At 66.1% G+C, this 23,179-nt stretch carries 19 protein-coding genes; 7 read left to right on the plus strand and 12 right to left on the minus strand.

Features of this window, described 5'->3' with window-relative positions; genetic code table 11:
* Positions 1-10: 10 nt before the first annotated feature.
* The 4 genes from AC1Q5W_RS15955 to AC1Q5W_RS15970 form a co-directional block, all read right to left on the minus strand.
* Positions 11-3,082, minus strand: a complete 3,072-nt coding sequence (locus AC1Q5W_RS15955) for a diguanylate cyclase (protein WP_492644683.1) — start codon at positions 3,080-3,082, stop codon at positions 11-13.
* 290 nt (positions 3,083-3,372) lie between these two features.
* A complete protein-coding gene (locus tag AC1Q5W_RS15960) occupies positions 3,373-4,647 on the minus strand; it encodes a sensor histidine kinase (protein ID WP_492644684.1) in 1,275 nt (424 codons plus the stop codon).
* A gap of 2 nt (positions 4,648-4,649) precedes the next feature.
* Entirely contained in the window at positions 4,650-5,366 is a 717-nt protein-coding gene (locus tag AC1Q5W_RS15965; protein WP_492644685.1) for a response regulator, read from the minus strand.
* Between the two features lie 162 nt (positions 5,367-5,528).
* Complete coding sequence (locus tag AC1Q5W_RS15970) at positions 5,529-6,920, minus strand: AmpG family muropeptide MFS transporter (RefSeq protein ID WP_492644686.1); 1,392 nt, start codon at positions 6,918-6,920, stop codon at positions 5,529-5,531.
* 17 nt (positions 6,921-6,937) lie between these two features.
* On the opposite strand from AC1Q5W_RS15970, the gene AC1Q5W_RS15975 reads away from it, so the two are divergent.
* Positions 6,938-7,828 (plus strand): M48 family metallopeptidase, encoded by an 891-nt coding sequence (locus AC1Q5W_RS15975; RefSeq protein ID WP_492644687.1) that lies wholly within the window; start codon positions 6,938-6,940, stop codon positions 7,826-7,828.
* An 11-nt stretch (positions 7,829-7,839) separates the two neighbouring features.
* Here AC1Q5W_RS15975 and rarD read toward each other — a convergent pair whose 3' ends face one another.
* Positions 7,840-8,724 (minus strand): EamA family transporter RarD, encoded by an 885-nt coding sequence (gene rarD, locus AC1Q5W_RS15980; RefSeq protein ID WP_492644688.1) that lies wholly within the window; start codon positions 8,722-8,724, stop codon positions 7,840-7,842.
* Positions 8,721-9,512, minus strand: coding sequence for an exodeoxyribonuclease III (locus tag AC1Q5W_RS15985; protein WP_492644689.1), 792 nt, complete (start codon positions 9,510-9,512; stop codon positions 8,721-8,723). Before AC1Q5W_RS15985 ends, rarD begins: the two co-directional genes overlap by 4 nt.
* A 10-nt stretch (positions 9,513-9,522) precedes the next feature.
* On the opposite strand from AC1Q5W_RS15985, the gene pyrE reads away from it, so the two are divergent.
* Positions 9,523-10,200, plus strand: a complete 678-nt coding sequence (gene pyrE, locus AC1Q5W_RS15990) for an orotate phosphoribosyltransferase (RefSeq protein WP_492644690.1) — start codon at positions 9,523-9,525, stop codon at positions 10,198-10,200.
* A gap of 2 nt (positions 10,201-10,202) precedes the next feature.
* Positions 10,203-10,862, plus strand: coding sequence for a DUF4124 domain-containing protein (locus tag AC1Q5W_RS15995; RefSeq protein ID WP_492644691.1), 660 nt, complete (start codon positions 10,203-10,205; stop codon positions 10,860-10,862).
* A 1-nt stretch (position 10,863) separates the two neighbouring features.
* Here AC1Q5W_RS15995 and gatB read toward each other — a convergent pair whose 3' ends face one another.
* The 3 genes from gatB to gatC are packed head-to-tail and all read right to left on the minus strand — an operon-like array spanning position 10,864 to position 14,206.
* Positions 10,864-12,381, minus strand: a complete 1,518-nt coding sequence (gatB, locus tag AC1Q5W_RS16000) for an Asp-tRNA(Asn)/Glu-tRNA(Gln) amidotransferase subunit GatB (protein WP_492644692.1) — start codon at positions 12,379-12,381, stop codon at positions 10,864-10,866.
* A 1-nt stretch (position 12,382) separates the two neighbouring features.
* The gene (gene gatA / locus AC1Q5W_RS16005) at positions 12,383-13,891 is read right to left on the minus strand and encodes an Asp-tRNA(Asn)/Glu-tRNA(Gln) amidotransferase subunit GatA (protein ID WP_492644693.1); all 1,509 of its coding nucleotides are present in this window, start codon (positions 13,889-13,891) and stop codon (positions 12,383-12,385) included.
* 15 nt (positions 13,892-13,906) lie between these two features.
* The gene (gatC, locus tag AC1Q5W_RS16010) at positions 13,907-14,206 is read right to left on the minus strand and encodes an Asp-tRNA(Asn)/Glu-tRNA(Gln) amidotransferase subunit GatC (protein WP_492644694.1); all 300 of its coding nucleotides are present in this window, start codon (positions 14,204-14,206) and stop codon (positions 13,907-13,909) included.
* Between the two features lie 203 nt (positions 14,207-14,409).
* On the opposite strand from gatC, the gene AC1Q5W_RS16015 reads away from it, so the two are divergent.
* Genes AC1Q5W_RS16015 through mrdA form a run of 4 tightly spaced genes read left to right on the plus strand, consistent with a single transcriptional unit; the run spans position 14,410 to position 19,021 of the window.
* Positions 14,410-15,453 (plus strand): rod shape-determining protein, encoded by a 1,044-nt coding sequence (locus tag AC1Q5W_RS16015; protein ID WP_492644695.1) that lies wholly within the window; start codon positions 14,410-14,412, stop codon positions 15,451-15,453.
* A 15-nt stretch (positions 15,454-15,468) separates the two neighbouring features.
* Positions 15,469-16,389 carry a rod shape-determining protein MreC gene (mreC, locus tag AC1Q5W_RS16020; RefSeq protein WP_492644696.1) on the plus strand — a complete coding sequence of 307 codons (921 nt, stop codon included), beginning with the start codon at positions 15,469-15,471 and terminating at the stop codon, positions 16,387-16,389.
* Positions 16,390-16,429: 40 nt separating this feature from the next.
* A complete protein-coding gene (gene mreD, locus AC1Q5W_RS16025) occupies positions 16,430-16,960 on the plus strand; it encodes a rod shape-determining protein MreD (protein ID WP_492644697.1) in 531 nt (176 codons plus the stop codon).
* 6 nt (positions 16,961-16,966) lie between these two features.
* Positions 16,967-19,021, plus strand: a complete 2,055-nt coding sequence (mrdA, locus tag AC1Q5W_RS16030; RefSeq protein ID WP_492644698.1) for a penicillin-binding protein 2 — start codon at positions 16,967-16,969, stop codon at positions 19,019-19,021.
* 7 nt (positions 19,022-19,028) lie between these two features.
* Here mrdA and AC1Q5W_RS16035 read toward each other — a convergent pair whose 3' ends face one another.
* The 3 genes from AC1Q5W_RS16035 to AC1Q5W_RS16045 all read right to left on the minus strand — a co-directional run bounded on the left by AC1Q5W_RS16035 (position 19,029) and on the right by AC1Q5W_RS16045 (position 23,116).
* Entirely contained in the window at positions 19,029-19,787 is a 759-nt protein-coding gene (locus tag AC1Q5W_RS16035) for a sulfite exporter TauE/SafE family protein (RefSeq protein ID WP_492644699.1), read from the minus strand.
* Positions 19,788-20,066: 279 nt separating this feature from the next.
* On the minus strand, positions 20,067-21,806 hold the full coding sequence (locus AC1Q5W_RS16040; RefSeq protein ID WP_492644700.1) for a GMC family oxidoreductase: 1,740 nt from the start codon (positions 21,804-21,806) through the stop codon (positions 20,067-20,069).
* A 56-nt stretch (positions 21,807-21,862) separates the two neighbouring features.
* Positions 21,863-23,116, minus strand: a complete 1,254-nt coding sequence (locus AC1Q5W_RS16045) for a putative Na+/H+ antiporter (RefSeq protein WP_492644701.1) — start codon at positions 23,114-23,116, stop codon at positions 21,863-21,865.
* Positions 23,117-23,179 lie beyond the last annotated feature (63 nt).

Below are 23,179 nucleotides of genomic sequence, written 5' to 3' on the forward strand. Positions count from 1 at the left end.
AACCTGAAATTCAGCGGGTAACCGGTGCGGGGCCGCCGGTCATGCCCGTCTGCCAGGCGGTGACGCGGTTGCGTCCGTTGCGCTTGGAGTGGTACATGGCGGCATCGGCGCGGGCCAGGCTCTCGCCGATGCCCGACACGTCGGCTTCCAGCACGCTCACACCCAGGCTGATGGTGAAGGTGATGCTGTCCGTGCCGGTGGGAACGTCCTGCAGCGCCACCGTCTCGCGCAGGCGCTCGGCCAGCGCCAGGCCGCCCTCCAGGCTGGTGGCGGGCAGCAGCAGGGCAAACTCCTCGCCACCCAGGCGGCCTGCCATGTCGTCCAGGCGCAGGCTGCCCAGCAGCAGCCGGGCCAGGTGCTTGAGCACCCGGTCGCCGATGGCGTGGCCCCAGGTGTCATTGACTTTCTTGAAGAAATCGATGTCGAGCATCACGACCACGCCGCTGGGGCGGCCTTCCTGCCGGATGGCCTCCAGCTCGCCGGTCAGGCGGGCCATGAAGGAGCGGCGGTTGGGCAGGCCGGTCAGGGGGTCGGTGGTAGCCAGCCGCTCCAGGGTGGATTCGCGCCGCTTGCGATCGGTGATCTCATGCACCAGCCAGAGCAGCCCCAGGTTGTCGCTTCCCTGCGCCAGCGGCACCCGGTGGATTTCAAACGCCCGGCCGTCCGGGAAGCTGTGCTCGACGCTTTGCGCGGCGTCCGTTGCAAACAGGTCCGCGGGCGGCCGCAGGGAAAACAGGGTGTCCACCGCTTCTGCGGTCAGGATGCCTGTCAAGGCCTCCTGGGGTTGACCGACCAGGCTTTGCGGAGACTGGGTCAGCTGCAGCAGGTCGCACAGGGTCTGGTTGATGGCGATCACGCACCCGCTGGCCCGGTCCTGGATCAGCACGCCGCCCGGAAAGCGCGCGATGATGGCGGTGAGCCGCTGCTGGGCCACGGATAGGGCGGCCTCGGCGCGGTGCCGGTCATCGGTGTCGAAAATGGTCCAGATCACCGAACCATCGGGGTCCTGCGGATCGAGCAGCGTGCCGTGCATGTCAAACCAGCGCGTCGCTCCTCCGCCCACCCGCAGTTCCCACTCCTGGCGGATGGAGCCCCGGGCGCGCAAGGCCGGATAGAACGCGCCAAAGGCCTGGAATTGCGCCTCGTCCTTGTGCAGCATGCGAAAGCTCTGGCCGGCCAGGGTTGTGCCGGCGATGCCAAACAACTCGACGGCGCGGGCGTTGGCCATGGAGATGCTGCGCTGGGGCGTGGTCAGGATGATTGCCGCCGCGCTCTCGTCGAGCAGGGCGCGGCGCAGCTGGGTCTGCGCCACGCGCTGGCTGATGTCGGTGTGGGTGCCCATCATCCGCACGGGTCGGCCCTCCACCGTGTCCGTGACATCCCCGCGCGATTCGACCCACAGCCAGCCCCCGGTGGTGGTCTGCAGCCGGAATTCGCAGCGGTAGTCTTCGCCGTTCTGCAGATGGGCGCTCAGGTGGCGCTGGTAGCGGTCCTGGTCGCTCGGGTGGATCCATCGCCGCACGGTGTCCTCGTCCAGCGCCATGGTGGCGTCCGTGTAGCCCAGCATCTCGCAGCAGCGCCGGTCCCACTGTATGCGGTGCGTGACCAGGTCCCATTCCCACAGACCGTCGTGGGTGGCGCGCATGGTCAGGCGCAAGCGTTCCTCGCTGGCGTGCAGGGCCTCCTGGATGGTCCGCTCCTGCGTCACGTCATGGATGTAGCCGTGCCACAGCACACTGCCGTCGGGTTCGCGCTCCGGGTTGGCCGAGCCGTGCAGCCAGCGCACGGTGCCGTCGGTCAGGCGCACGCGGTACTGGCTGTCCCAGGTCGTCAGTTGCGCGGTGGCCGCGCGGACTTCGTCGCGCACACGCAGCGCATCCTGCGGATGCAGCAACTGCAGCGCGGCCTTGCCGTTGAGCCCCACCTCCGCCGCCGACACGCGGTGCAGGCCGTAGATGCCCGGGCTCATGTAGGGGAAGAGCGAGCTGCCGTCCGGTTGTACCCGGAACTGGAACAGAGCCCCCGGTATCTGAGCCACCAGCTTGCGCAGCCGTTCCTCGCCGGCCTCCAGCAAAGCCTGAGTCCGGTGCTTCTGCCACGTCAGCCAGGCAATGGCGATGGCACCGGCCAGGATCAGGGCGCTGCTCAAGCCATTGCGCAGCAGACTGGCGCGCACGGCGGGCGCCAGGGGTTCCAGGGCCGCCGCCTTGTCCAGACCCACGCTCACCAGCACCGGAAACGGGCCCACGCGGTTCCAGGCGTAGTAGCGCTCCACGCCGTCCACTGTGGCCACGGTCTCGTAGGCGCCACGGGTTTTGGCCGGGTCGCGCAGGAACTCCCGCTGCGGGAGGTCCGAGGTGCCCAGGACGGCGGCCTCGTCCCGGGAGCGGGCCAGGTAGGCACCGTCGTCGCGCAGCAGCAGGATCACGTCGCGGGGCTGGTCCAGGATGTCCTGGAAAAAACCCGACAGGTAGGCTGGCGATACCGATACCACCACCACCCCGGCAAACTGGTCGCCGACCCGCATGGCGCGGGAGAACTGGATCGCCCACTGCCCGGACACCCGGCCCAGCAGGGGGTGGCTGATGTACAGGCCTGACTGGCCGTTGTGTGCATGGACGCGGAAATGCTCCCGGTCCTGGATGGAGGGCAGGGGCTTGCGGGACGACGCCGGTTGTAGGCTGGAATACACCACCCGGCCCTGCCGGTCGGCCACGGCAATCTGCAGGATGGACCCCTTGGGGTAGGCCTGCAGCGCGGTCTGGACGGCCAGGGCAAAGCCGCTGGCGTCCGGCTCCAGGTACTGCGCCACCAGGTTCTGCGTGGCAAAGTCCAGCCCCGAGAACAGGGTGTCCACCTGCACGGCCATGGACTTGGCCATCTGCCCGGCCCGCAACCGGGTCTGCTGCTCCAGGTCCTGCTGCTGTGCCCGGTGTCCACTGAGTAGCTGACTCCAGTACACGCCCAGCAGCAGCACGACCAGCAACAGACCCCACCCGATTCGCTGGGTGAAGGGGGCATGGAGCGCCTGGAACAGGCGGCGCAGAAATTTCCAGAAACCGGGCATGGCGGCCATTGTCATGAATGGCCCCGGGGGGGACTTGTGAATCCGCAAGCTCCGCCGCCAAAAAAAAAGCCACCCGAGGGTGGCTTTGTAAAAGTCCCCCGAGAGGGACGTCGTTGGAACTGTAGGAAGCCGGCCTATTGGCTGACCGGGCTTCGATCCTTTTGAACTGTGACAGCAGTTGGAGCAACTTTAGGGGCTCTGCTGCCTTTTCGGTATCCCCCATTCGGGTGAATTTGCGGCCTTTTTTGTAAGAAAAACCAACCAAACGGTCAAAAACAGCCCCCGCAGGCGGCCGGACCGGTCATTCAGGCGCTTTGCATGGGCAGCCGGATCTCGAAGCAGGCTCCCACCGGTTCCTGGTTGCGGCAGCTTACCGACCCGCCGTGGCGCTGGGCGATGGACTTCACCAGTGCCAGCCCCAGGCCCACGCCGCCGTCGCGCTCGGAGGCGCCGGGCAGGCGGTAGAAGGGCTCAAAAATGCGTTCCTGCAAGGCTTCCGGCACGCCGGGGCCCTGGTCGCACACTTGGATGACGGCGTGCGTGCCCTCCTGCGCCAAACGCACCGTCACGTCACCGGCGGCGTAGCGGTGCGCGTTCTCCAGCAGGTTGCGCAGGGCCCGGCGCAGCAGCTTGTTCACGCCGGGCACCAGCAGGGGTGCGCCAGCGGTGTTGGCTTCCAGGGTGGCGCCCGTGCGCGCGCATTCCTCGGCCGCCAGGCCCAGCATGTCCACGGGTTCTACCGTGCCCAGATCGGCTTCCTTGGCGTCCAGGCGGCTGGCCAGCAGGATTTCGTCGATCAACTGGTCGAGCTCCGCGATGTTGCGGGAGATCTCGTCCCTGGCCGTGGTGTTGGGGGCGCTGCCCAGGAACTCCAGCCCCATGCGGATGCGCGTCAGGGGGGAGCGCAGTTCGTGCGAGGCATTGGCAAGCAGGGATTTCTGCGAAGCCAGCAGGGCGTCGCGGGCCTTGACCAGGGTTTCGATCTGCTGCGCGGCATGGTTGAAGCGCGAGGCCAGAAACCCGACCTCGTCGTTGCCGCCCGCCGGCACGCGCACACTCAGGTTGCCGTCGCCCCACTGTTCCACGCTGTGCTGCAGGGCTTCCAGCCGGCGGGTCAGCCGGCGCACGATGGGGTAGGTGGCCAGGGCCACGGCCACGGCCACCAGTCCCAGGGTCCAGAGGAATCCGAATGGCGCGCGCCAGGACGACTGCGGCGGGCGCGGCAAATGCAGATGCATGGTCTGGCCGTCTTGCATGTGGACTTCGAACTGGGGGCCGTTGCCCCACCGGTTGCGGCTGTCGGCGTCGCCCGCGTCGCCGTCGGCGTCTGCCGCAGCGGGGCCGTTAGGCGCTTGCGCGCCGGGCGGACGTGCGCCCATGACCCAGCCGGGCGCGCCGGGCGGGCGCCCCATGCGCGAGACGCCGCTGCCGATGATTTCGCCGGCCTGGTTGCGCACCACCACTTCCCGCAGGGGGGGCTCGGCCGCCATGCGCCAGGCCCAGCCCACCAGCAGGGTGAGCACGGCCACGGCCAACACGACGGCCAGCCAGATGCGCACATACAGCTTCTGCAGGAGCATGGTCAGTCCTGCTGGCGGGCAAACACATAACCCACGCCGCGTACGGTGAGGATGCGCTTGGGGTTCTTGGGGTCGGCCTCGATGGCGGCGCGGATGCGGCCCATGTGCACGTCGATGGAGCGGTCGAAGGCGTCCAGTTCGCGGCCCCGCACCGCTTCCATGATCTGGTCGCGGGTGAGCACCCGTCCGGCACGCTCGGCCAGGGCGACCAGCAGGTCGAACTGGTACGAGGTCAGCTCGCATGCGTCCCCGTTGACCGATACGGTGCGCGCGTCGCGGTCAATGGCCAGCGTGCCGAACTGCAGGGTCTGGCTGCCGGCCACCGGGCCGTCCACCTTGCGGCGCAGCACGGCGCGGATGCGCGCCAGCAGCTCACGCGGCTCAAAGGGCTTGGGCAGATAGTCGTCGGCACCGATTTCCAGGCCGATGATGCGGTCCATGGCGTCGCCCTTGGCTGTCAGCATCAGGACTGGCGTCTGCGACAGCGGCGGGGGCAGGGCGCGGATGCGCCGGCAGACCTCCAGGCCGTCGATGTCGGGCAGCATCAGGTCCAGAATGACCAAGTCGACCGGCGTGCCGTCGGTCGGGCTGCCGAGTTCGGCCAGGCCGCCCAGGCCGTCGCCGGCGTGGCGGACGGTAAAACCGGATTGCTCCAGGTACTGCGCCACCATGGCGGCCAGGCGGGCATCGTCCTCAATGATCAGCAGGTGTTGGCTCATGCGCGCAGTCTATCCCGCGGCATGGCGGTGCGTATGAGCGCCACCTGTCGCCACTGTAAAGTTGGGTAAACGCGCCCGGCTGGCACGTCGCTCGCGTGGCCACCGGCAGCAGCACCTTATTTGCTATGAAATCAGGAGCTGTCTACGCATTGATCACGGGGTCTAATGCCGGAATTGCCGCATACGCCAAAGCAGCAACAGGAGCAGCAGGGGTGGAATGGCGGTCAGGCCGGTCGCCACAAATGCCGTGGCGTAGGCGCCGAGCAGCCCGTAGGTGGGCGTGAGCGTTTCCACTGCGATGCCCGAGAACCCCTTCAGGAACTTGCCGAGCAGGGCGTAGGTCGAGGACAGCATGGCGTACTGGGTGGCGGTGTAGCCCAGGCTCGTCAGGCTCGACATATAGGTCACCAGCGCAACGCCGGCGAAGGACTGGGCAAATGCGTCGAGTGTCATCACGGCCGCAAAAATCGACGGATCGGGGTAGACGCTGAGCAAGGCGAATGCCGCGGTGCCGAAGCCTTCGAGCACAAGCCCGGTGACCAGTGTCGGCAACAGGCCCAGCCGCACGGCGCTGAGGCCGGCGGCGGCAATGCCGAGGAAGGTGGCGACCAGGCCGAAGGAGCCGCGTACCCAGGCGACGGTGTCCTTGGAGAGACCGAGGTCGTGGTAGTACGGGTTGTACATGGGCCCCATCACGAAGTCAGGGAGGCGATAGAGCGCAACCATGAGCAGAATCACGAGCCCGGCGGTCTTGTGTTTGGCGAAGAAGTCAACGAACGGGCCGATGACCGCGTCCAGCAGGCCGCGCAGGGTCCACAGTGGCGGCTTTTTCTGCAGCACCCCATCGGCGCGCGCCGGCTCGGCGGCGAACAGGGTGGCCATCGTGCACAGCGCCATCAGCACCGCCATGCCCACGTACGACATGGCCCACCCGATGCGTGCTGCCGCAGCGATGATCAGTGCGTCGGTGACCAGCAGGGCCATGCGGTACCCGAGTTGGGAGGCCGAGGTCATCAGCCCCACTTCGTCGGCGTCGGACGCCGCCTCGATGCGCCAGGCGTCGATGGCGATGTCCTGTGTGGCCGAGGCGAAGGCCGTCAGCAAGGCAAAGGCACCGATCGCCGCCAACCCGCCCGCCGTCCCGACAGCGGCCATGCCCAGGAGGCCGATGGTGACCAGAATCTGGCACAGCAGCATCCAGCCGCGACGCCGGCCCAGGCGCCCCAGCAGCGGCACGTCAATGCGGTCCACCAAGGGAGACCAGTACACCTTGAAGGCGTACGCGAAGCCGACCCAGGAGATGAAGCCGATGGCGACCAGGCTGGTACCGTCGTCCCGCAGCCAGTAGCCAAAGGTGTTCGCAGTCAGCAAGAAGGGCAGGCCCGAGGCGAAGCCCAGCGCCATCATGACTGCGACCTTGGGTTGCCTGAGCTCGCGCAGCACCTCGAGTGCGGAGCGTTTGCGACGCTCGGGGGTGTTGGTCACGGTTGCGGGAGGGGTGTCCAGCGACGACTTGTCAGCCAAAGAAGGGGTGCCGTGCGTTGGTGTGCTCATGCAGGAATAATACCGTCATGACATTGGACTCTGATCGCGCCCCGGGGCCCGAACCCCGGCGACATTTCTCACGACGCCTGGCGTGGGCGGTGGCACTCGTGCTGGGCGTTGCGCTGGCGCCAGCCCACGCCCGCGAAGGGGTGGAGGTGGGCGGAAATTCGGCGTTTTCCAGGCTGGTGCCGGCCGAGCAGGTCGAGCGCTCGGCGACGCAGCAATACGCCCAGATGCTGTCGCAGGCCAACGGCCAGGACGCCCTGGCGCCCGCGGACAACGCGCAGCTCAAGCGCCTGCGGGCGATTGCCCAGCGCATCATCCCGTTTACCGCGCCCTGGAATGCCCGGTCCCGGCAATGGCGCTGGGAGGTGAACCTGATCGGCTCCAGCCAGATCAATGCCTTCTGCATGCCGGGGGGCAAGATTGCCTTCTACAGCGGCATCCTGCAAAAGCTCCAGCTGACGGATGACGAGGTGGCCATGGTCATGGGCCACGAGATCGCCCATGCCCTGCGCGAGCATGCGCGCGAGCGCATGGGCAAGAGCGCCGTGACGCACGGCGCGGCGCGCATAGGCGGGGCGCTGGCGGCGCTGTACTTTGGTATCGATCCCCGGCTCACCGACAGCCTGGCCAGCGGTGGCGCCAACCTGCTGACGCTGGAGTTCAGCCGCCAGGACGAGTCCGAGGCCGATCTGGTGGGCATGGAGCTGGCGGCGCGGGCCGGTTTTGACCCCCGTGCCGGCGTCAGCCTGTGGCGCAAGATGGGGGCCGCCAACCGCTCCGGGACGCCCCAGTGGCTGTCCACCCACCCGGCGGGAACAACCCGCATCGCGGACATTGAAGCCAACCTGCCCAAGGTCCTGCCCCTGTACGAGCGGGCCCGTGCCCGCACCGGCGCCGCTCCCCGGCCGTGAGGTCGCCGTGTCTACGCGGCGTTGCGCGGTGCCGTACGCAGCCGCAGGGTGCCTTCGGCAACCAGCAGCGCAACGGCCAGCCAGATCGGCCCATAGGTGAGCCATTCGTGGGCGCCAATGCGCTCCCCGAGCAGGAGTGAGACGCCCACCAGCAGGACGGGCTCCACGTAACCCAGCAGGCCGAACAGGCTCAGGGCCAAGTGCCGGCTCGACAGCATATAGAAAGCCAGCGCCGCGGCGCTGATGATTCCCAGCACGGGAATGAGCAGGTACAGCCATGGATGCTGGCGCAAGACGGTGGTGCCACCGCCCGCGGCGACAAACCACAGCGCAACCGGCAGGGCCAGCACCATGTCAAACCACAGGCCGCCCAGATGGTCCAGACGCGCCTGGCGGCGCAGCACAAAGTACACGGGGTAGCCCAGCGCCACCAGCGCCGAGGCCCAGGACAGGCTGCCCACCTGGACCAGCGCGTGGGCCACGCCGGTCAGGGCACTGGCGACGGCCAGCTTCTGCCAGGCGGACAGCCGTTCCCGGTAGACCAGTCGCCCGGCCAGGATCAGCGTGAGCGGCAGCATGAAGTAACCCAGTGACACATCCAGCGCCCGGTTGTGCAGGGGCGCCCACAGGAACAGCCACAGCTGTACCGCCAGCAGCACGGAAGACAGAGGCAGGATCAGCCACAGGCGGCGCTCCTGGCGCACGCGGTCCAGGGTGGCGCGCACCAGCTTCCATTCACCGGTCACGACCAGGAAACCGGTCATGACCGGGACCGTGAGCAGCAGGCGCCAGCCGAATATTTCCTCGCCGTTCAGCGGTGTGAGCAGCGAGGCGTAGAAGTACATCGCGCCAAACAAGCATGACGCTGCGACGGAGTAGAAAACGCCGGACGTCACAGCGTGAAGTCGTAGGCAACCGTCAGCGGCGCATGGTCGCTGAACTTCTCGTCCTTGTAGATGGAGGCCGACCGGGCGCGCTGGCCCAGGCTGGCGGTCGCCAGGTGGTAGTCCAGCCGCCAGCCCACGTTCTTGGCGTAGGCCTGGCCACGGTTGCTCCACCACGTGTAGCAAGTGTCGGTGGCGGTGGGCTCCAACTGGCGGTACACGTCCACCATGCTGCCGTCGGTCAGCAGTTGCGTCATCCAGGCCCGCTCTTCCGGCAGGAAGCCCGAGTTCTTTTTGTTGCCCTTGAAGTTTTTCAGGTCCATTTCCTGGTGCGCGATGTTCACGTCGCCGCAGAGGATGAATTCACGCTCGGCCTTGAGCGCTGCCAGGTGGGGCTGGAATTCCGCCAGGAAGCGGAATTTGGCCTGCTGGCGTTCTTCGCCCGACGAGCCGCTGGGAAAGTAGGCGCTGATGATGGACAGCTTGCGCTGCGGCGTGTCAAAGCGCAGTTCCACGTAGCGGCCTTCGGCGTCGAACTCCGGCGAACCGTAGCCGATGCGCACGTCGCTGGGCGTGTGGCGGGTGTAGACGCCGACGCCGGAGTAGCCCTTCTTCTCGGCGAAGTGGAAATGGCCCTGCAACCCGGACAGCTGCTCAAAGCGCCCGGCCATGTCGGGGGCCTGTGCCTTGACTTCCTGCACGCAAATACAATCAGGCTTTGCCTGCGCAAGCCAGGCTTCCAGCCCTTTGCTGGTGGCGGAGCGGATGCCGTTGAGGTTCAGGCTGGTTAACTTAAACAAGGAATTTCCCATGTCGGAACAAGACCCGTTGGCCCTGGATTTTGTGCAGTTTGCGGAGGAATGCGGGGTGCTGCGCTTTGGTGAGTTCAAGACCAAGGCGGGTCGCATGAGCCCGTATTTTTTCAACGCCGGCCTGTTTGATGACGGGGCCAAGCTGGGGCGCCTGGCTGAATTTTATGCGCAGCGGCTGCTGGCCAGCGGTATCGCATTCGACATGATTTTTGGCCCGGCTTACAAGGGCATCCCGCTGGCGGCGGCCGTTGCGGTGGAGCTGGCGCGCCAGGGGCGCAACGTGCCGTTTGCTTACAACCGCAAGGAAGCTAAGGACCACGGCGAAGGCGGAACGCTGGTGGGGGCACCGCTCAAGGGTCGGGTGCTGATCGTGGACGACGTGATGTCGGCCGGCACCGCCACGCGCGAGTCGATTGCCATCATCCAGGCGGCGGGCGCCACGCCCCATGCGGTGCTGATTGCCCTGGACCGCCAGGAAAAGGCCACCGAAAACGGCCAGGATGTGGCCTACAGCGCCGTGCAATATGTCCGCAACCAGCTGGGGCTGCAGGTCTGCGCGATTGCGAAGCTGGAGGATTTGATGCACTATCTGCACCAGCGCGGTGGCGAAACCGTGGGCCAGGAGTACCAACGGGTATTGGCCTATCGCCAGCGGTATGGTGTGGACGAAGGGTGAGCATGAAAATAACAAATGGCGGCATGGCGTGGGTCATGCTCGCCTGTGCCGGGTGCACGGGGGTGGTATGGGCGCAAAGCCCGCCGGTGATTTCGGGTGTGTATACCTGTGTGGATGCCAAGGGCCGCAAGCTGACGGCGGATCGGCCGATCCCCGAATGCACCGACCGCGAGCAGCAGGTCCTGAACCCCAGCGGAACCGTGAAGGCCAAGGTGGGCCCCACGCTGACGGCGCATGAGCGCGCCGAGCTGGAGCGCAAGGAAAAGCTGGCCATCGAGGAACGCGGGCGGCTGGCCGAAGAGAAGCGGCGCGACCGGGCACTGCTGACCCGCTACCCCAGCAAGGCGGTGCACGACCAGGAACGGGCCGAGGCCCTGGCGCAGATCGGGGTGGTCATCAAGGCCGCCAGCAACCGGCTCGACGAATTGGGTCGCCAGCGCGCCGGTATCGACGGGGAAATGGAGTTCTACAAGAAGGACCCCAACAAGGCCCCGGCCTATCTGCGCCGGCAACTGGAAGAAAACATCCAGAGCCAGGCGGTGCAGAAACGCTTCATCGCCGAGCAGGAGGCCGAAGTCCGGCGCGTCAACCTGCGCTTTGACGACGAGCTGGTGCGCCTGCGCCAGCTGTGGACCACGGTGGCGCCCGCCGCCAGCCGCTAGTTCAACCCGCCAGTTTGCGGCGCAGCAGGTCGTTCACCTGCTGCGGGTTGGCCTTGCCCTGGCTCGCCTTCATGATCTGGCCGACCAGGGCGTTGAGCGCCTTGTCGTTGCCAGCCTTGAACTCGGCCACGTTCTTGGCGTTGGCGGCAATCACCGTATCGACGATGGCCTCCAGCGCGCCGGTGTCGTTCATCTGCTTGAGGCCCTTGGCGTCGATGATGGCGTCCACGTCGGAGCCGTCGCCGGACCACAGGACGTCAAACACCTGCTTGGCGGCGTTGTTGGAGATGGTGTTGTCGACAATGCGCCCGATCAGGGTCGCCAGTTGCGCCGGTTTGACGGGCGCGGCCGCAATGCCGATGTCTTCGGTGTTGAGGCGGCGTGACAGCTCGCCCATGACCCAGTTGCTGGCCAGCTTGGCCTGGCTGCAAGCCTTGGCAGTCTCTTCGAAGTAGGCGGCAATCGCCTTGCTCTGCGTGAGTTGCGTCGCGTCGTACTCCGGCAGACCGTAGTCGCGCACGAAGCGCTCGGCCATGACGCGGGGCAATTCGGCCATCAGTCCGCGTACCTGCTCGATCCATTGCTGCGAAATGCAGAGTGGCGGCAGATCCGGATCGGGGAAGTAGCGGTAGTCGGCGGCGTCTTCCTTGGTGCGCATGGCGCGGGTTTCGCCAGTGTCGGGGTTGAACAGCACGGTGGCCTGCTCAATGGCGTGGCCGTCTTCGATCTGCTCGATCTGCCAGCGCACCTCGTAGTCGATGGCCTGCTGCATGAACTTGAAGCTGTTGAGGTTCTTGATCTCGCGCCGCGTGCCCAGGGGCTGGCCCGGCTTGCGCACCGAGACGTTGGCGTCGCAGCGAAACGACCCTTCCTGCATGTTGCCGTCGCAGATGCCGATCCAGGTGACGATCTTGTGCAGCTCCTTGGCGTAGGCCACCGCTTCGGCGCTGGAGCGCATGTCGGGCTCGGTCACGATTTCCAGGAGCGGCGTGCCGGCACGGTTCAGGTCGATGCCGGTCTGGCCGATGAAATCTTCGTGCAGTGACTTGCCGGCATCTTCTTCCAGGTGGGCGCGCACCAGGCGCACCGATTTTTTCTCCCGCGCTGCATCGGCGCCCTTGCCGGTTTCGAGGAAGAATTCGATCACGCCGCCCTGCACCACGGGAATCTCGAACTGGCTGATCTGGTAGCCCTTGGGCAGGTCGGGGTAGAAGTAGTTCTTGCGGGCAAAGACGCTGCGCTCGGCGATGTGCGAGTTGACCGCCAGCCCGAATTCGATGGCACGTTCCACTGCGCCCTTGTTCATCACCGGCAGCGTGCCCGGAAGGGCCAGGTCCACGGCGCAGGCCTGGGTGTTGGGCTCGGCGCCGAAGGCGGTGGAGGCGCGGCTGAAGATCTTGCTCGCGGTCGACAGCTGGGCGTGCGTCTCGAAGCCGATGATGACCTCATAGCCCTGCACCAGCGGGCCGGTCGGGCGGCCCTGTTGTTGTGCTTCAAATGTGTTCATGGTCTCGCTCATGTCAGACGCCCTCGGGCTTGCGTGCGTGCCAGTCGGTGGCCTGCTGGAAGCGGTGCGCGGCATTGAGCAGGCGCGCTTCCTGGAAATAGTTGCCCAGCAGCTGCATGCCGACGGGCATGCCGCCTTCGCCAAAGCCTACGGGCACGCTCATGCCGGGCAGGCCGGCCAGCGAGCCGGGCAGGGTGAAGATGTCGGCCAGGTAGTCGGCCAGCGGGTCCTTGTGCGCGCCGATCTTCCAGGCCACGCTGGGTGCCACCGGGCCGGCGATCAGGTCGCAGTCCTTGAACGCGTTCTGGAAGTCGTCGGCGATCATGCGGCGGATCTTCTGTGCCTGCAGGTAGTAGGCGTCGTAGTAGCCGTGCGACAGCACATAGGTGCCGATCATGATGCGGCGCTTGACCTCGTCGCCAAAGCCTTCGGCGCGGGTCTTCTTGTACATGTCGGCCAGGTCGGTGTAGTCCTTGGCGCGGTGGCCGAACTTCACGCCGTCAAAGCGGCTGAGGTTGGAACTGGCCTCGGCCGGCGCAATGATGTAGTACACGGGAATCGACAGCTCGGTGCGCGGCAGCGTGATGGGCACGAGCTTGGCGCCGAGCTTTTCGTATTCCTTCAGCGCAGCGTCAATGGCGGTGCGTACGTCGGGGGCCAGGCCTTCGCCAAAAAACTCCTGGGGAATGCCGATGCGCAGGCCCTCGATGGAATCGTCCAGTTTCTGTGAAAAGTCCTCGGCCGGCAGGTCCAGCGAGGTCGAGTCGCGGTCCGGGTCGGGTCCGCACATGGCCGAGAGCAGCAGGGCGCAGTCCTGGGCCGAGCGGGCCATGGGACCGGCCTGGTCCAGGCTGGAGGCGAAGGCGATCATGCCGTAGCGCGAGGCGCGGCCGTAGGTGGGCTTGATGCCGGTAATGCCGCAAAACGCGGCCGGCTGCCGGATCGAGCCGCCGGTGTCGGTGCCGGTGGCGGCCGGTGCCAGGCGCGCGGCCACAGCCGCTGCGCTGCCGCCCGATGATCCGCCGGGAATACGGTCACGGCTCCAGGGGTTGCGCACCGGAGTCACGGTTTGGCTGCCCACGGGCGCAATGGCAGAGTTCTCGTTGCTCGAGCCCATGGCGAACTCGTCGCAGTTGAGCTTGCCCAGGGTCACCACGCCGGCGTGGGCCAGGTTGGTGACCACGGTGGCGTCAAACGGCGACTGGTAGCCCTTGAGCATGCGCGAGCCGGCGGTGGAGGCGAAATCCTGGGTGACAAAGATGTCCTTGTGGGCGACAGGCACGCCTTCCAGGGCGCCGGCCTTGCCTTGGGCGATGCGGGCGTCCGCGGCGCGGGCTTGCGCCAGCGTGGCCGCTTCCTGGATGTCGACATAGGCGCCAAGGTCTGCGTGGGTGCGGCTGCGGGTCAGGAAATGTCCGGCGAGTTCTACTGCAGACACCTGCTTGGCGCGCAGTGCCTGGGCGAGGGCATGGACGCTCAGGTCATGCAGGTCCTGGGAGGCGAGGGGGTTGGATGCAGTCATCGTGTGGTTTTCAAATTATTCAATTACCTTGGGCACCAGGAAGAGACCATGCTCGACCGCTGGTGCGCTGCGCTGGTTGGCTTCGCGCTGGTTGGGCTCGCTGACCCGGTCTTCGCGCAGGCGCAGGGCCATGTCCGACAGCACGACGACCGGATGGGCCAAGGGGGTGATTCCGGTGGTGTCCACCGCCCGCATTTTTTCCACGATGGTGAAGAAATCGTTCATCTGCGCGAGCATGCGTTCACTCTCGGCGGGCTCGAGTTCCAGGCGTGCCAAATTGGCGATGCGCGCGATATCGGAAGATGTCAGGGACATGGTGCGTGTAGAGTTGAAACCAATGGTAAATCGGGCCTGATCGGGGGCCGCGGGAGGCGCCATTTGCAGGCAATGGGTTATTATCCTGCCTTTGGCAAAGAGCTTGCGAAAACGCATATCTTGACGTCAAACTGACGCTTTTTTAACGATAGAACCGTGGTGGTGGCAGGCCGAAGCGCCTGCGACGCCCGAGAGGATGTGTGATGTTTGAATCATTTCGTCGGTATTTTTCTACCGACCTGGCTATCGACCTGGGTACCGCCAACACCCTGATTGTGGTGCGCGGACAGGGCATCGTCCTGGACGAGCCCTCGGTCGTCGCCATTCGCCACGAGGGCGGTCCCCAGGGCAAGAAGACCATCCAGGCCGTGGGCAAGGAAGCCAAGGCCATGCTGGGCAAGGTGCCGGGCAACATCGAAGCCATCCGCCCCATGAAGGACGGCGTGATTGCCGACTTCACGGTGACCGAGCAGATGCTCAAGCAGTTCATCAAGATGGTGCACCCGCGCGGCGTGTTCAAGCCCAGCCCGCGCATCATCATCTGCGTGCCCTGCGGCTCCACTCAGGTGGAGCGCCGTGCCATCCGTGAATCGGCGCTGGGCGCTGGTGCCAGCGACGTGTACCTGATCGAGGAACCCATGGCCGCGGCCATCGGCGCCGGCCTGCCGGTGTCCGAGGCCCGTGGTTCCATGGTGGTGGACATTGGTGGCGGCACGACTGAAGTCGGCGTCATCTCGCTGGGCGGCATGGTCTACAAGGGCAGCGTGCGCGTGGGCGGTGACCGGTTTGACGACGCCATCATCAACTACATCCGCCGCAACTACGGCATGCTGATCGGCGAGCCGACGGCGGAGTCGATCAAGAAGCAGATCGGGTCGGCCTTCCCCGGCAGCGAAGTCAAGGAAATGGAAGTGCGTGGCCGCAACCTCAGCGAAGGCGTGCCGCGCAGCTTCACCATCTCCAGCAACGAAATCCTCGAGGCCCTGACCGATCCGCTCAACAGCATCGTGTCGGCGGTCAAGAATGCGCTGGAACAGACCCCCCCCGAACTGGGTGCCGACATTGCCGACCGCGGCATGATGCTCACCGGCGGTGGTGCCCTGCTGCGCGACCTGGACCGCCTGCTGGCCGAAGAAACCGGTCTGCCGGTGCTGGTGGCCGAAGATCCGCTGACCTGTGTGGTGCGCGGCTGCGGTATCGCACTGGAGCAGATGGACCGTCTGGGCTCCATTTTCACCAGCGAATAAGCGTCGGATACAGCGATGCCACTTGGTACGCTGGACAGAGATCCTCCCCCCTTCTTCCGGCAGGGCCCTTCGGCCATGTCGAAGCTGGCTGTGTGCAGCGCCCTGGCGCTGTTTCTCATGGTCGCGGATGCCCGTTTCAAGGTCATGCAGCCCTTGCGCGCCACGCTGGCGGCGGTGTTGTATCCGGTGCAATGGCTGGCCCTGCGTCCGGTCATCCTGTTCCAGGACGGCAGCCAGTACTTCACGTCCCTGTCGACCGCCAAGGCGGCGCAGGAGGAAGCCCTGAAGCAGCGCAACCTGCAGTCGCAGCGTGCCCACCAGGTGGAGCAGTTGACGCTGGAAAACGTGCGCTTGCGCAAGCTGATGGGGCTGCGCGAGCGGCTGCAGTCACCGGCCACCGCGGCCCAGGTGCTGTATGACGCCGCCGATCCCTACAGCCGCAAGGTCATCATCGACAAAGGCATGGCCGACCACATCGGGCTGGGCTCTCCCGTGCTGGACGAATACGGCGTACTGGGGCAGGTCACACGGGTCTATCCCCTGGTGAGCGAGGTGACCCTGCTGACCGACCGCGACCATGCCATCCCCGTGCTCAACACCCGTACCGGTGCCCGTGGTGTCGCCTTTGGCGATGTCTCCATGCACGCCGATGCCATGGAGTTGCGGTTCATGGCCGCCAATGCCGATGTGGTCGCGGGCGATCTGCTGACGACCAGTGGCGTGGACGGCGTGTACCCGCCCGGCCTGCCGGTGGCACGGGTGGAAAAGGTGGAGCGCCGGGTGGATGCCGCATTTGCCCGCATTTACTGCGTGCCGACGGCCCTGGTGGCGGGGGCGATGCACGTGATGGTGCTGGAACCGCTGGCGTCCCAGATGCCCGCGCGTCCGCCGGCCGAGGTTGCGGCGCCGACCGGCAAGCGCGGGGTGGCCAAGTGAGCGGCACCGGTATCCGTCTTACCCTGCGGGAGTTGCACCCATGATCATGCGTCCCGGCCAGCAGCTGCTGCTGCCTGCCAATCCCCTGTTCATCTGGGGCAGCCTGGTTGTCGCGCTGCTGCTCAACATGCTGCAGAACATGGGCCTGTGGGGGCGCGCCGCGTGGAGCCCGGACCTGCTGGCGGTGACGCTGGTGTTCTGGACCGTGCACCAGCCCTTGCGCATCAGCATTGGCGCGGCCTTCGTGTTCGGGTTGCTGATGGACGTGCACCAGGGCAGCCTGCTGGGGCAGCATGCCATGGCCTATACGGTGCTGAGTTTCTTCGCCATCACCATCCACCGGCGCCTGCTGTGGTTTACCGTGCCGTCGCAGGCGGCGCAGATTTTCCCCCTGTTCGCCGCGGCGCACGGCGTCGAGCTGCTGCTGCGCATGGTGGGCGGCGGCACGTTTCCCGGGTTCTGGATGTTGCTGGCGCCGGTGATCGAGTCGGCGCTGTGGCCAGTGGCCAGCGTGGTGCTGCTGGCGCCCCAGCTGCGTGCGCCCAACCCGGATGCCAATCGGCCGCTGTAGCCCGATATGACTGAGTTACGCAACGTCGAGGCGGACCTGGCGCGCTTTCGCACCCGCGTGTTTGCGTTGAGCGTGGTGGTGCTGGTGTGTTTCGGCTTGCTGGTGCTGCGTCTGGCCTACCTGCAGATCGTGCGCCACGACGACCTGCGCGCCCAGGCGGAGAGCAACCGGACCTCGATTGTTCCCATCGTGCCCAACCGCGGCCTTATCCTGGACCGCAACGGCGTCGTGCTGGCCAGCAACTACTCCGCCTACACGCTGGAAATCACGCCGTCGAAGACCAGTGGCTGGGAGCAGACCGTGGAGGACCTCTCCACCGTGCTGGACATCACGCCCCGTGACCGGCGCCGTTTCAAGAAGCTGCTGGAGGAGTCCAAGAGCTTCGAGTCGCTGCCCATCCGCACCCGCCTGACCGACACCGAGGTGGCGCGCTTTGCGGCCCAACGCTTCCGTTTTCCCGGAGTGGAAATCAAGGCGCGCCTGTTTCGCAGTTACCCCTACGGCGAACTGGCCAGCCACGTGATCGGCTACATCGGGCGCATCAACCAGGCGGAAAAAGAGAAGATCAACGACTCCGACGACCAGGCCAATTACCGGGGTACCGAGTACATCGGCAAGCTGGGTATCGAGCAAAGTTACGAGAACCAGCTGCACGGCACCACCGGGGTGGAGCGGATCGAGACATCGGCTGGCGGGCGTGCCGTGCGCAAGCTCGCCAGCAACCCCTCCACGCCCGGCGATGCGGTGGTGCTGTCCATCGACATCAAGCTGCAAAAGCTGATTGAAGACCTGTTTGGCGACCGCCGCGGCGCCATGGTGGCGATGGATCCGCGCAATGGCGAAGTGCTGGCCTTTGTTTCCAAGCCGACGTTCGACCCCAACCTCTTTGTCGACGGCATCGACACCGACAGCTGGGCCGCGCTGAACGAAGATGTCGACAAACCGCTGCTCAACCGTGCCCTGCGTGGCACCTATCCCCCCGGTTCGACCTACAAGCCGCTGATGGCCATGGCCGCACTCAACAGCGGCAAGCGTGCGGCCAACGTGGTCATCCAGGACAACCTGAATTACAGCTTTGGTGGCCGCACCTTCGGCAGCCCCGAGACCGACCGCCCTGGCCCCAAGGACATGCGCCTGGCCATCGTCACCTCGTCCAATGTCTATTTCTACAGCCTGGCCAACGAAATGGGTGTGGACCTGATCCACGACCAGCTGGAGCCCTTCGGCCTGGGCCGCCTCACGGGTATCGACCTGCAGGGCGAGGTCACTGGCGACCTGCCATCGCAGGCGTGGAAGCGCAAGAAGTTCAAGAAACCCGAGCAGCAGAAATGGTTCCCCGGCGAGACCATCTCGCTGGGCATTGGCCAGGGCTACAACAACTTCACCATGCTGCAGATGGCCACCGCGTACTCGACGCTCTCCTCCGGAGGGCTGCGTTTCAAGCCGCACCTGGTGCGCGAGATCAGGGATACGGCGCAGCACGCCAGCCTGAAAATGGACAGCGATGCGCTCGAGCCGTTGCCGCTCAAGCCCGAGCAGGTGGACGTGATTCGCAATGCCATGCACGGTGTGACGCTGGAAGGCACCTCGTCCAAGGTCTTTGCCGGCGCCGGTTACACCAGTGGTGGCAAGACCGGTACGGCCCAGGCCATCGGCCTGCGGGCCGGCGAGAAGTACAGCAGCGTCAAGGCCGACGAGCACAAGCGCGACCACGCCCTCTATGTGGCCTTTGCCCCGATCGAAAACCCGACGATCGCGCTGGCCGTGATTGTCGAGAATGCCGGCTGGGGCTCCGGGTCTGCCGCGCCCATTGCGCGGCGGGTGTTCGACTACTGGTTGCTCGGCCAGTATCCCAATCCCGAGGACATGGCGGCCGTCCGCAAGGGCTTGGCTGCGGCGCCCATCGGCAAACCCCTGGTTGCCGCCGAGGTGCCCTGGCCGCGTGGCGGAACTGCCGCTACCCCGTCCGCCGCCAACGCCCCGGCAACACCTGCAAGTGCCCCCGCCAGCGCGCCCACGCCGCCGGCCAGTGCATCGGCGGCCGACCTGCGACCCCACTAGACGGCCGTCAGCGCAGGAAGGCGTCGTAGCCGGTCTTGAGGATCAGGGCCGACACCACGGCAATGAAGGCCCCACGCACAAACCCCGTGCCGTGCTTGAGCGCCAGGTGCGTGCCCGCCAGACTGCCGGCCACGTTGGCCAGCGCCATGGTCAGCGCGAAGTGCCACCACACATGGCCCTTGAGGGTGAACAGCAGCAGCGCTGCCACGTTGGTGGCGGTGTTGAGCAGTTTGGCGCTGGCGGAGGCATGCAGGAAGTCGTAGCCCAGCAGGCGCACGAAGAGAAACACGAAGAAGCTGCCGGTGCCCGGGCCAAAGAAGCCATCGTAGAAACCGATCACGGCGCCGATGCCGCACGCAATGGCGGTCTCGCGCGCGCCGCTGTGGCACGGCGCGTGGTGGCGTCCCAGGTCCTTGCGGGCCAGGGTGTAGAGCAGCACCAGCAGCAGCACGGCCGGCAGGGCCTTGCGCAGGAACTCGGGGGACACCACGGTTACCAGCCACGCACCGCCCAGCGCGGCGACAAAACCGGTCAGTGCGGCCGGCGCCAGCGCGTGCCAAGGCATGCGCACCCGCCGGCTGTATTGCGCGGTGGCCATGCCGGTGCCCCAGACCGACGCCCCCTTGTTAGTGCCGAACAGGGTGGCCGGGTGCGTGGTGGGGAAAATGGCGAACAGGGCCGGCACCAGGATCAGCCCGCCGCCACCGACGATGGCGTCCACGCAACCCGCGAGCAGGGAGGCCAAGGAGGCAAGAAACAGTTCCATGTCAAGATTGTCGCATCAGGGTGGGGTGGCGGCCTTGCTCTGTTTTTAGGAGCAGTCTACGCAGGAAATACGGGTGTTTGCGCCCGATAAGACATAAAAAAAGCACCGGGGTTTGCCGGTGCTTTTGTAAACTGCCCCTCAAGGTGGGGGCAGGAATTATTGGTTGTTGCTTGCCGTCTCCTCGGCTCTCTTGTCGATACCCTCTTCCATCAGGCGTTGTGCAGTTGCCGCTCAATCAGAAGCTGCATGCACTGTACCTCCGGCGAGGGCGGGCGCGTATCAGGATTTACCCTTCATTCGCAGCATTTCATCCTCGGCAATCCACTGGGCGGCCTTCTCGGCAATCATCAGGGTCGGTGAATTGGTGTTGCCGCTGGTGATGAGCGGCATGATGCCGGCGTCCACCACCCGCAGGCCGGCGACGCCGCGCACCTTCAGGCGTGCATCCACCACCGCCATCGGGTCGGCGCCCGGTCCTTCCACGCGGCCCATCTTGGTGGTGCCTACAGGGTGGAAGATGGTGGTGGCGATGTCGCCCGCGAGCTGGGTCAGCTCGGCATCGGTCTGGAACTGCGTGCCGGGTTTGTATTCCTGCGGCCGGTATTTCTGCAACGCGGGCTGCGCCATGATGTGGCGCGTCAGGCGCAGGGAATCGGCGGCGATCTTGCGGTCGGCTTCGGTGCTCAGGTAGTTGGGGGCAATGGCCGGTGCGTCCTCGAAGCGCGCCGTCTTGATGTGCACCGTTCCCCGGCTGGTGGGGTTGAGGTTGCACACGCTGGCGGTCATGGCGTTGAAGGTGTGCAGCGGCTGGCCAAACGCCTCCAGGCTCAACGGTTGCACGTGGTATTCCAGGTTGGCATACGGCTGCGCCGGGTCGCTGCGGGTGAAGGCGCCGAGCTGGCTGGGCGCCATGCTCATGGGCCCGGTGCGCTTGAAGGCGTATTCCAGCCCGATCTTGGCCTTGCCCCAGAGGGACTGGGTCTGGGTATTGAGGGTGGGGGCGCCTTCCACCTTGAAGACGGTCCGGATCTGCAGGTGGTCCTGCAGGTTCTGTCCGACTCCGGGCAAATCCTTGACCACCGCAATGCCCAGCGATTGCAGATGCTGGCCGGGACCCAGGCCCGAAAGCTCCAGGATCTGCGGTGACCCGATGGCTCCGGCGCAGAGAATGACTTCCAGCCGCGCCGTGGCATTGATCATTTCATGCCCGTTCCACACCTGCACGCCGGTGCAGCGCAGCGCGTTGCCCGCGTCCGCGTCGGGTGCGACCTGCAGCCTGGACACCTGGGCGCCAGTCCACAGCTCAAAATTCGGCCGGGCGTAGCAGGTGGGGCGCAGGAACGCCTTGGCCGTGTTCCAGCGCCAGCCTTCTTTCTGGTTGACCTCGAAGTAACCCACGCCTTCGTTGTCGCCCCGGTTGAAATCGTCGGTGGCGGGAATGCCGGCCTGCACGGCCGCCTGGGCAAACGCGTCCAGTACGTCCCAGCGCAGGCGCTGTTTGTCCACGCGCCATTCGCCACCGGCATTGCGGTGGCGCAGCAGTTTGCGGTAGGGCGTGCCGTTGTCCTGCATCAGCGCAGGCGCAGTGCCGCGGGCGCCATGCACGGCGCTGGCACCCTTGTAGTGGTCTTCGTGCAGCTGGAAGTATGGCAGGCTGTGTTCCCAGCCCCAGGTGGCATCGCCCGCCAGCTGGGCCCATTGGTCGTAATCGCGGGCCTGGCCCCGCATGTAGATCATGCCGTTGATGCTGCTGCAGCCGCCCAGCGTCTTGCCACGCGGGTAGCGCAGGGAGCGTCCGTTCAGTCCGGCATCGGGTTCGGTGTGGTACAGCCAGTCGGTGCGGGGGTTGCCGATGCAGTACAGGTAGCCGACCGGGATATGGATCCAGTGGTAGTCATCGCGTCGTCCGGCCTCCACGAGCAGAACCCGCTTGGATGCGTCGGCGCTCAGGCGGTTGGCCAGCAGGCAGCCGGCGGTGCCGGCGCCGATGATGATGTAGTCGAAGGTGGTCTCGCTCATGTTGTTATCGGTGTTGTGTGGTTGGATGGGTGTCTTCCAGGTGCTGTCGGACACTTCTACAGAATCAGGAAGCACGCGATGGCGACAGCGGTGGGAGCCAGGGCCCCCAGGAACAGGCCACCGGCCCCGATGGAGCCGTCGTTGAAACCGGGTTTGAGCAGCGCAGCACCGGCCGGGTTGGGTGCATTGGCAATGACGGTCAGCCCGCCCCCGGCGACTGCGCCGGCGACCAGCATGTATTTGGCCGACTCGCTGATGCCTTCGATGAGGGAGCCCAGGTAGGTGAGTGCGGCGTTGTCGGTGATGGCCGTCAGGGCCGTGGCGCCAAAGAACAGGGCCGTGGGCTGCAGGCTGGAGACGATGGGCTGCAGCCACCACTGCTGCATGCCCCCCAGCACCACCAGGCCTGCCAGGAAGAAGCCCACCAGCAAACCTTCCTTGAGGATCAGGGGGCTCTGGAAACGTGCGTACGCCTGGGTATAGCCCAGGAAAAACAGGAACAGGCCCATGAACAGCACCGGGTGGTGGGCCAGGCTCACTACCCCGCCCAGGAACGCCAGGTGCACCAAGCTGACCACCCAGGGCACCGGCTGTGCAGATGAGTCCGTGGGGGCGGTGTCGGTGATGTGCGCGCGCAGCAGCGCCACAATGGCCGTGGCATTGATCAGGACCGCCAGGGCCGCCTTCCAGCCCAGGGTGCTGGCGAGGTGGGCAGAGTCCCAGTTCCAGGTCTTGGCCACCATGAGCACGGGCGGTGCGGCGAAGGCCGTCAGGGTTCCGCCGATGGAGACGTTGACAAACAGCACACCCAGGGCCATGTATTTCAGCCGCTCGGGAATGCCGGGCCGGAAAATCCGGGGCGCCAGCATCAGGGCGGCCAGGGTCATGGCGGCTGGCTCGGTCACCAGGGAGCCCACCAGCGGAACGACGGCCAGGCCCAGCCACACCTGCACCACGGGTGTGGGCAGGGGCACGCAGCGGGCCACGCCGCCGAGCACCCGCTGAACCGCCTCCAGCACCGGGCGGGACGCGGCCACGACCATCACCACGAAGACAAACAGGGGTTCGGTGTAGTGGCGTGATTCGGTGTAGGCCACGGCCTGCTCGGAGCCGGACACGAAGGCCATGGTGAGTACCAGCACCAGCGCCCAGAAACCAAACACCACCTCCACTTCGCCCAGCAGGTGCAGCAGACCGGCATGGTTGGGGTGGCGGTGCGCCAGCACTTCGAAGTATTTGGCGCCAAAGGTGTGCAGCAAGGCGATGCCAAACAGGACGGCGCCCAGGGTGTGGATCAGATCGGTTTGCATGGTGTGGGTGCATGGTAACCTGTTGATGCCAGCCGCCGCAGGGCGGCGCGCCTTCTCTTCACT

It is taken from the genome of Rhodoferax sp. MLSD5-FHT05B10, from assembly GCF_058793415.1.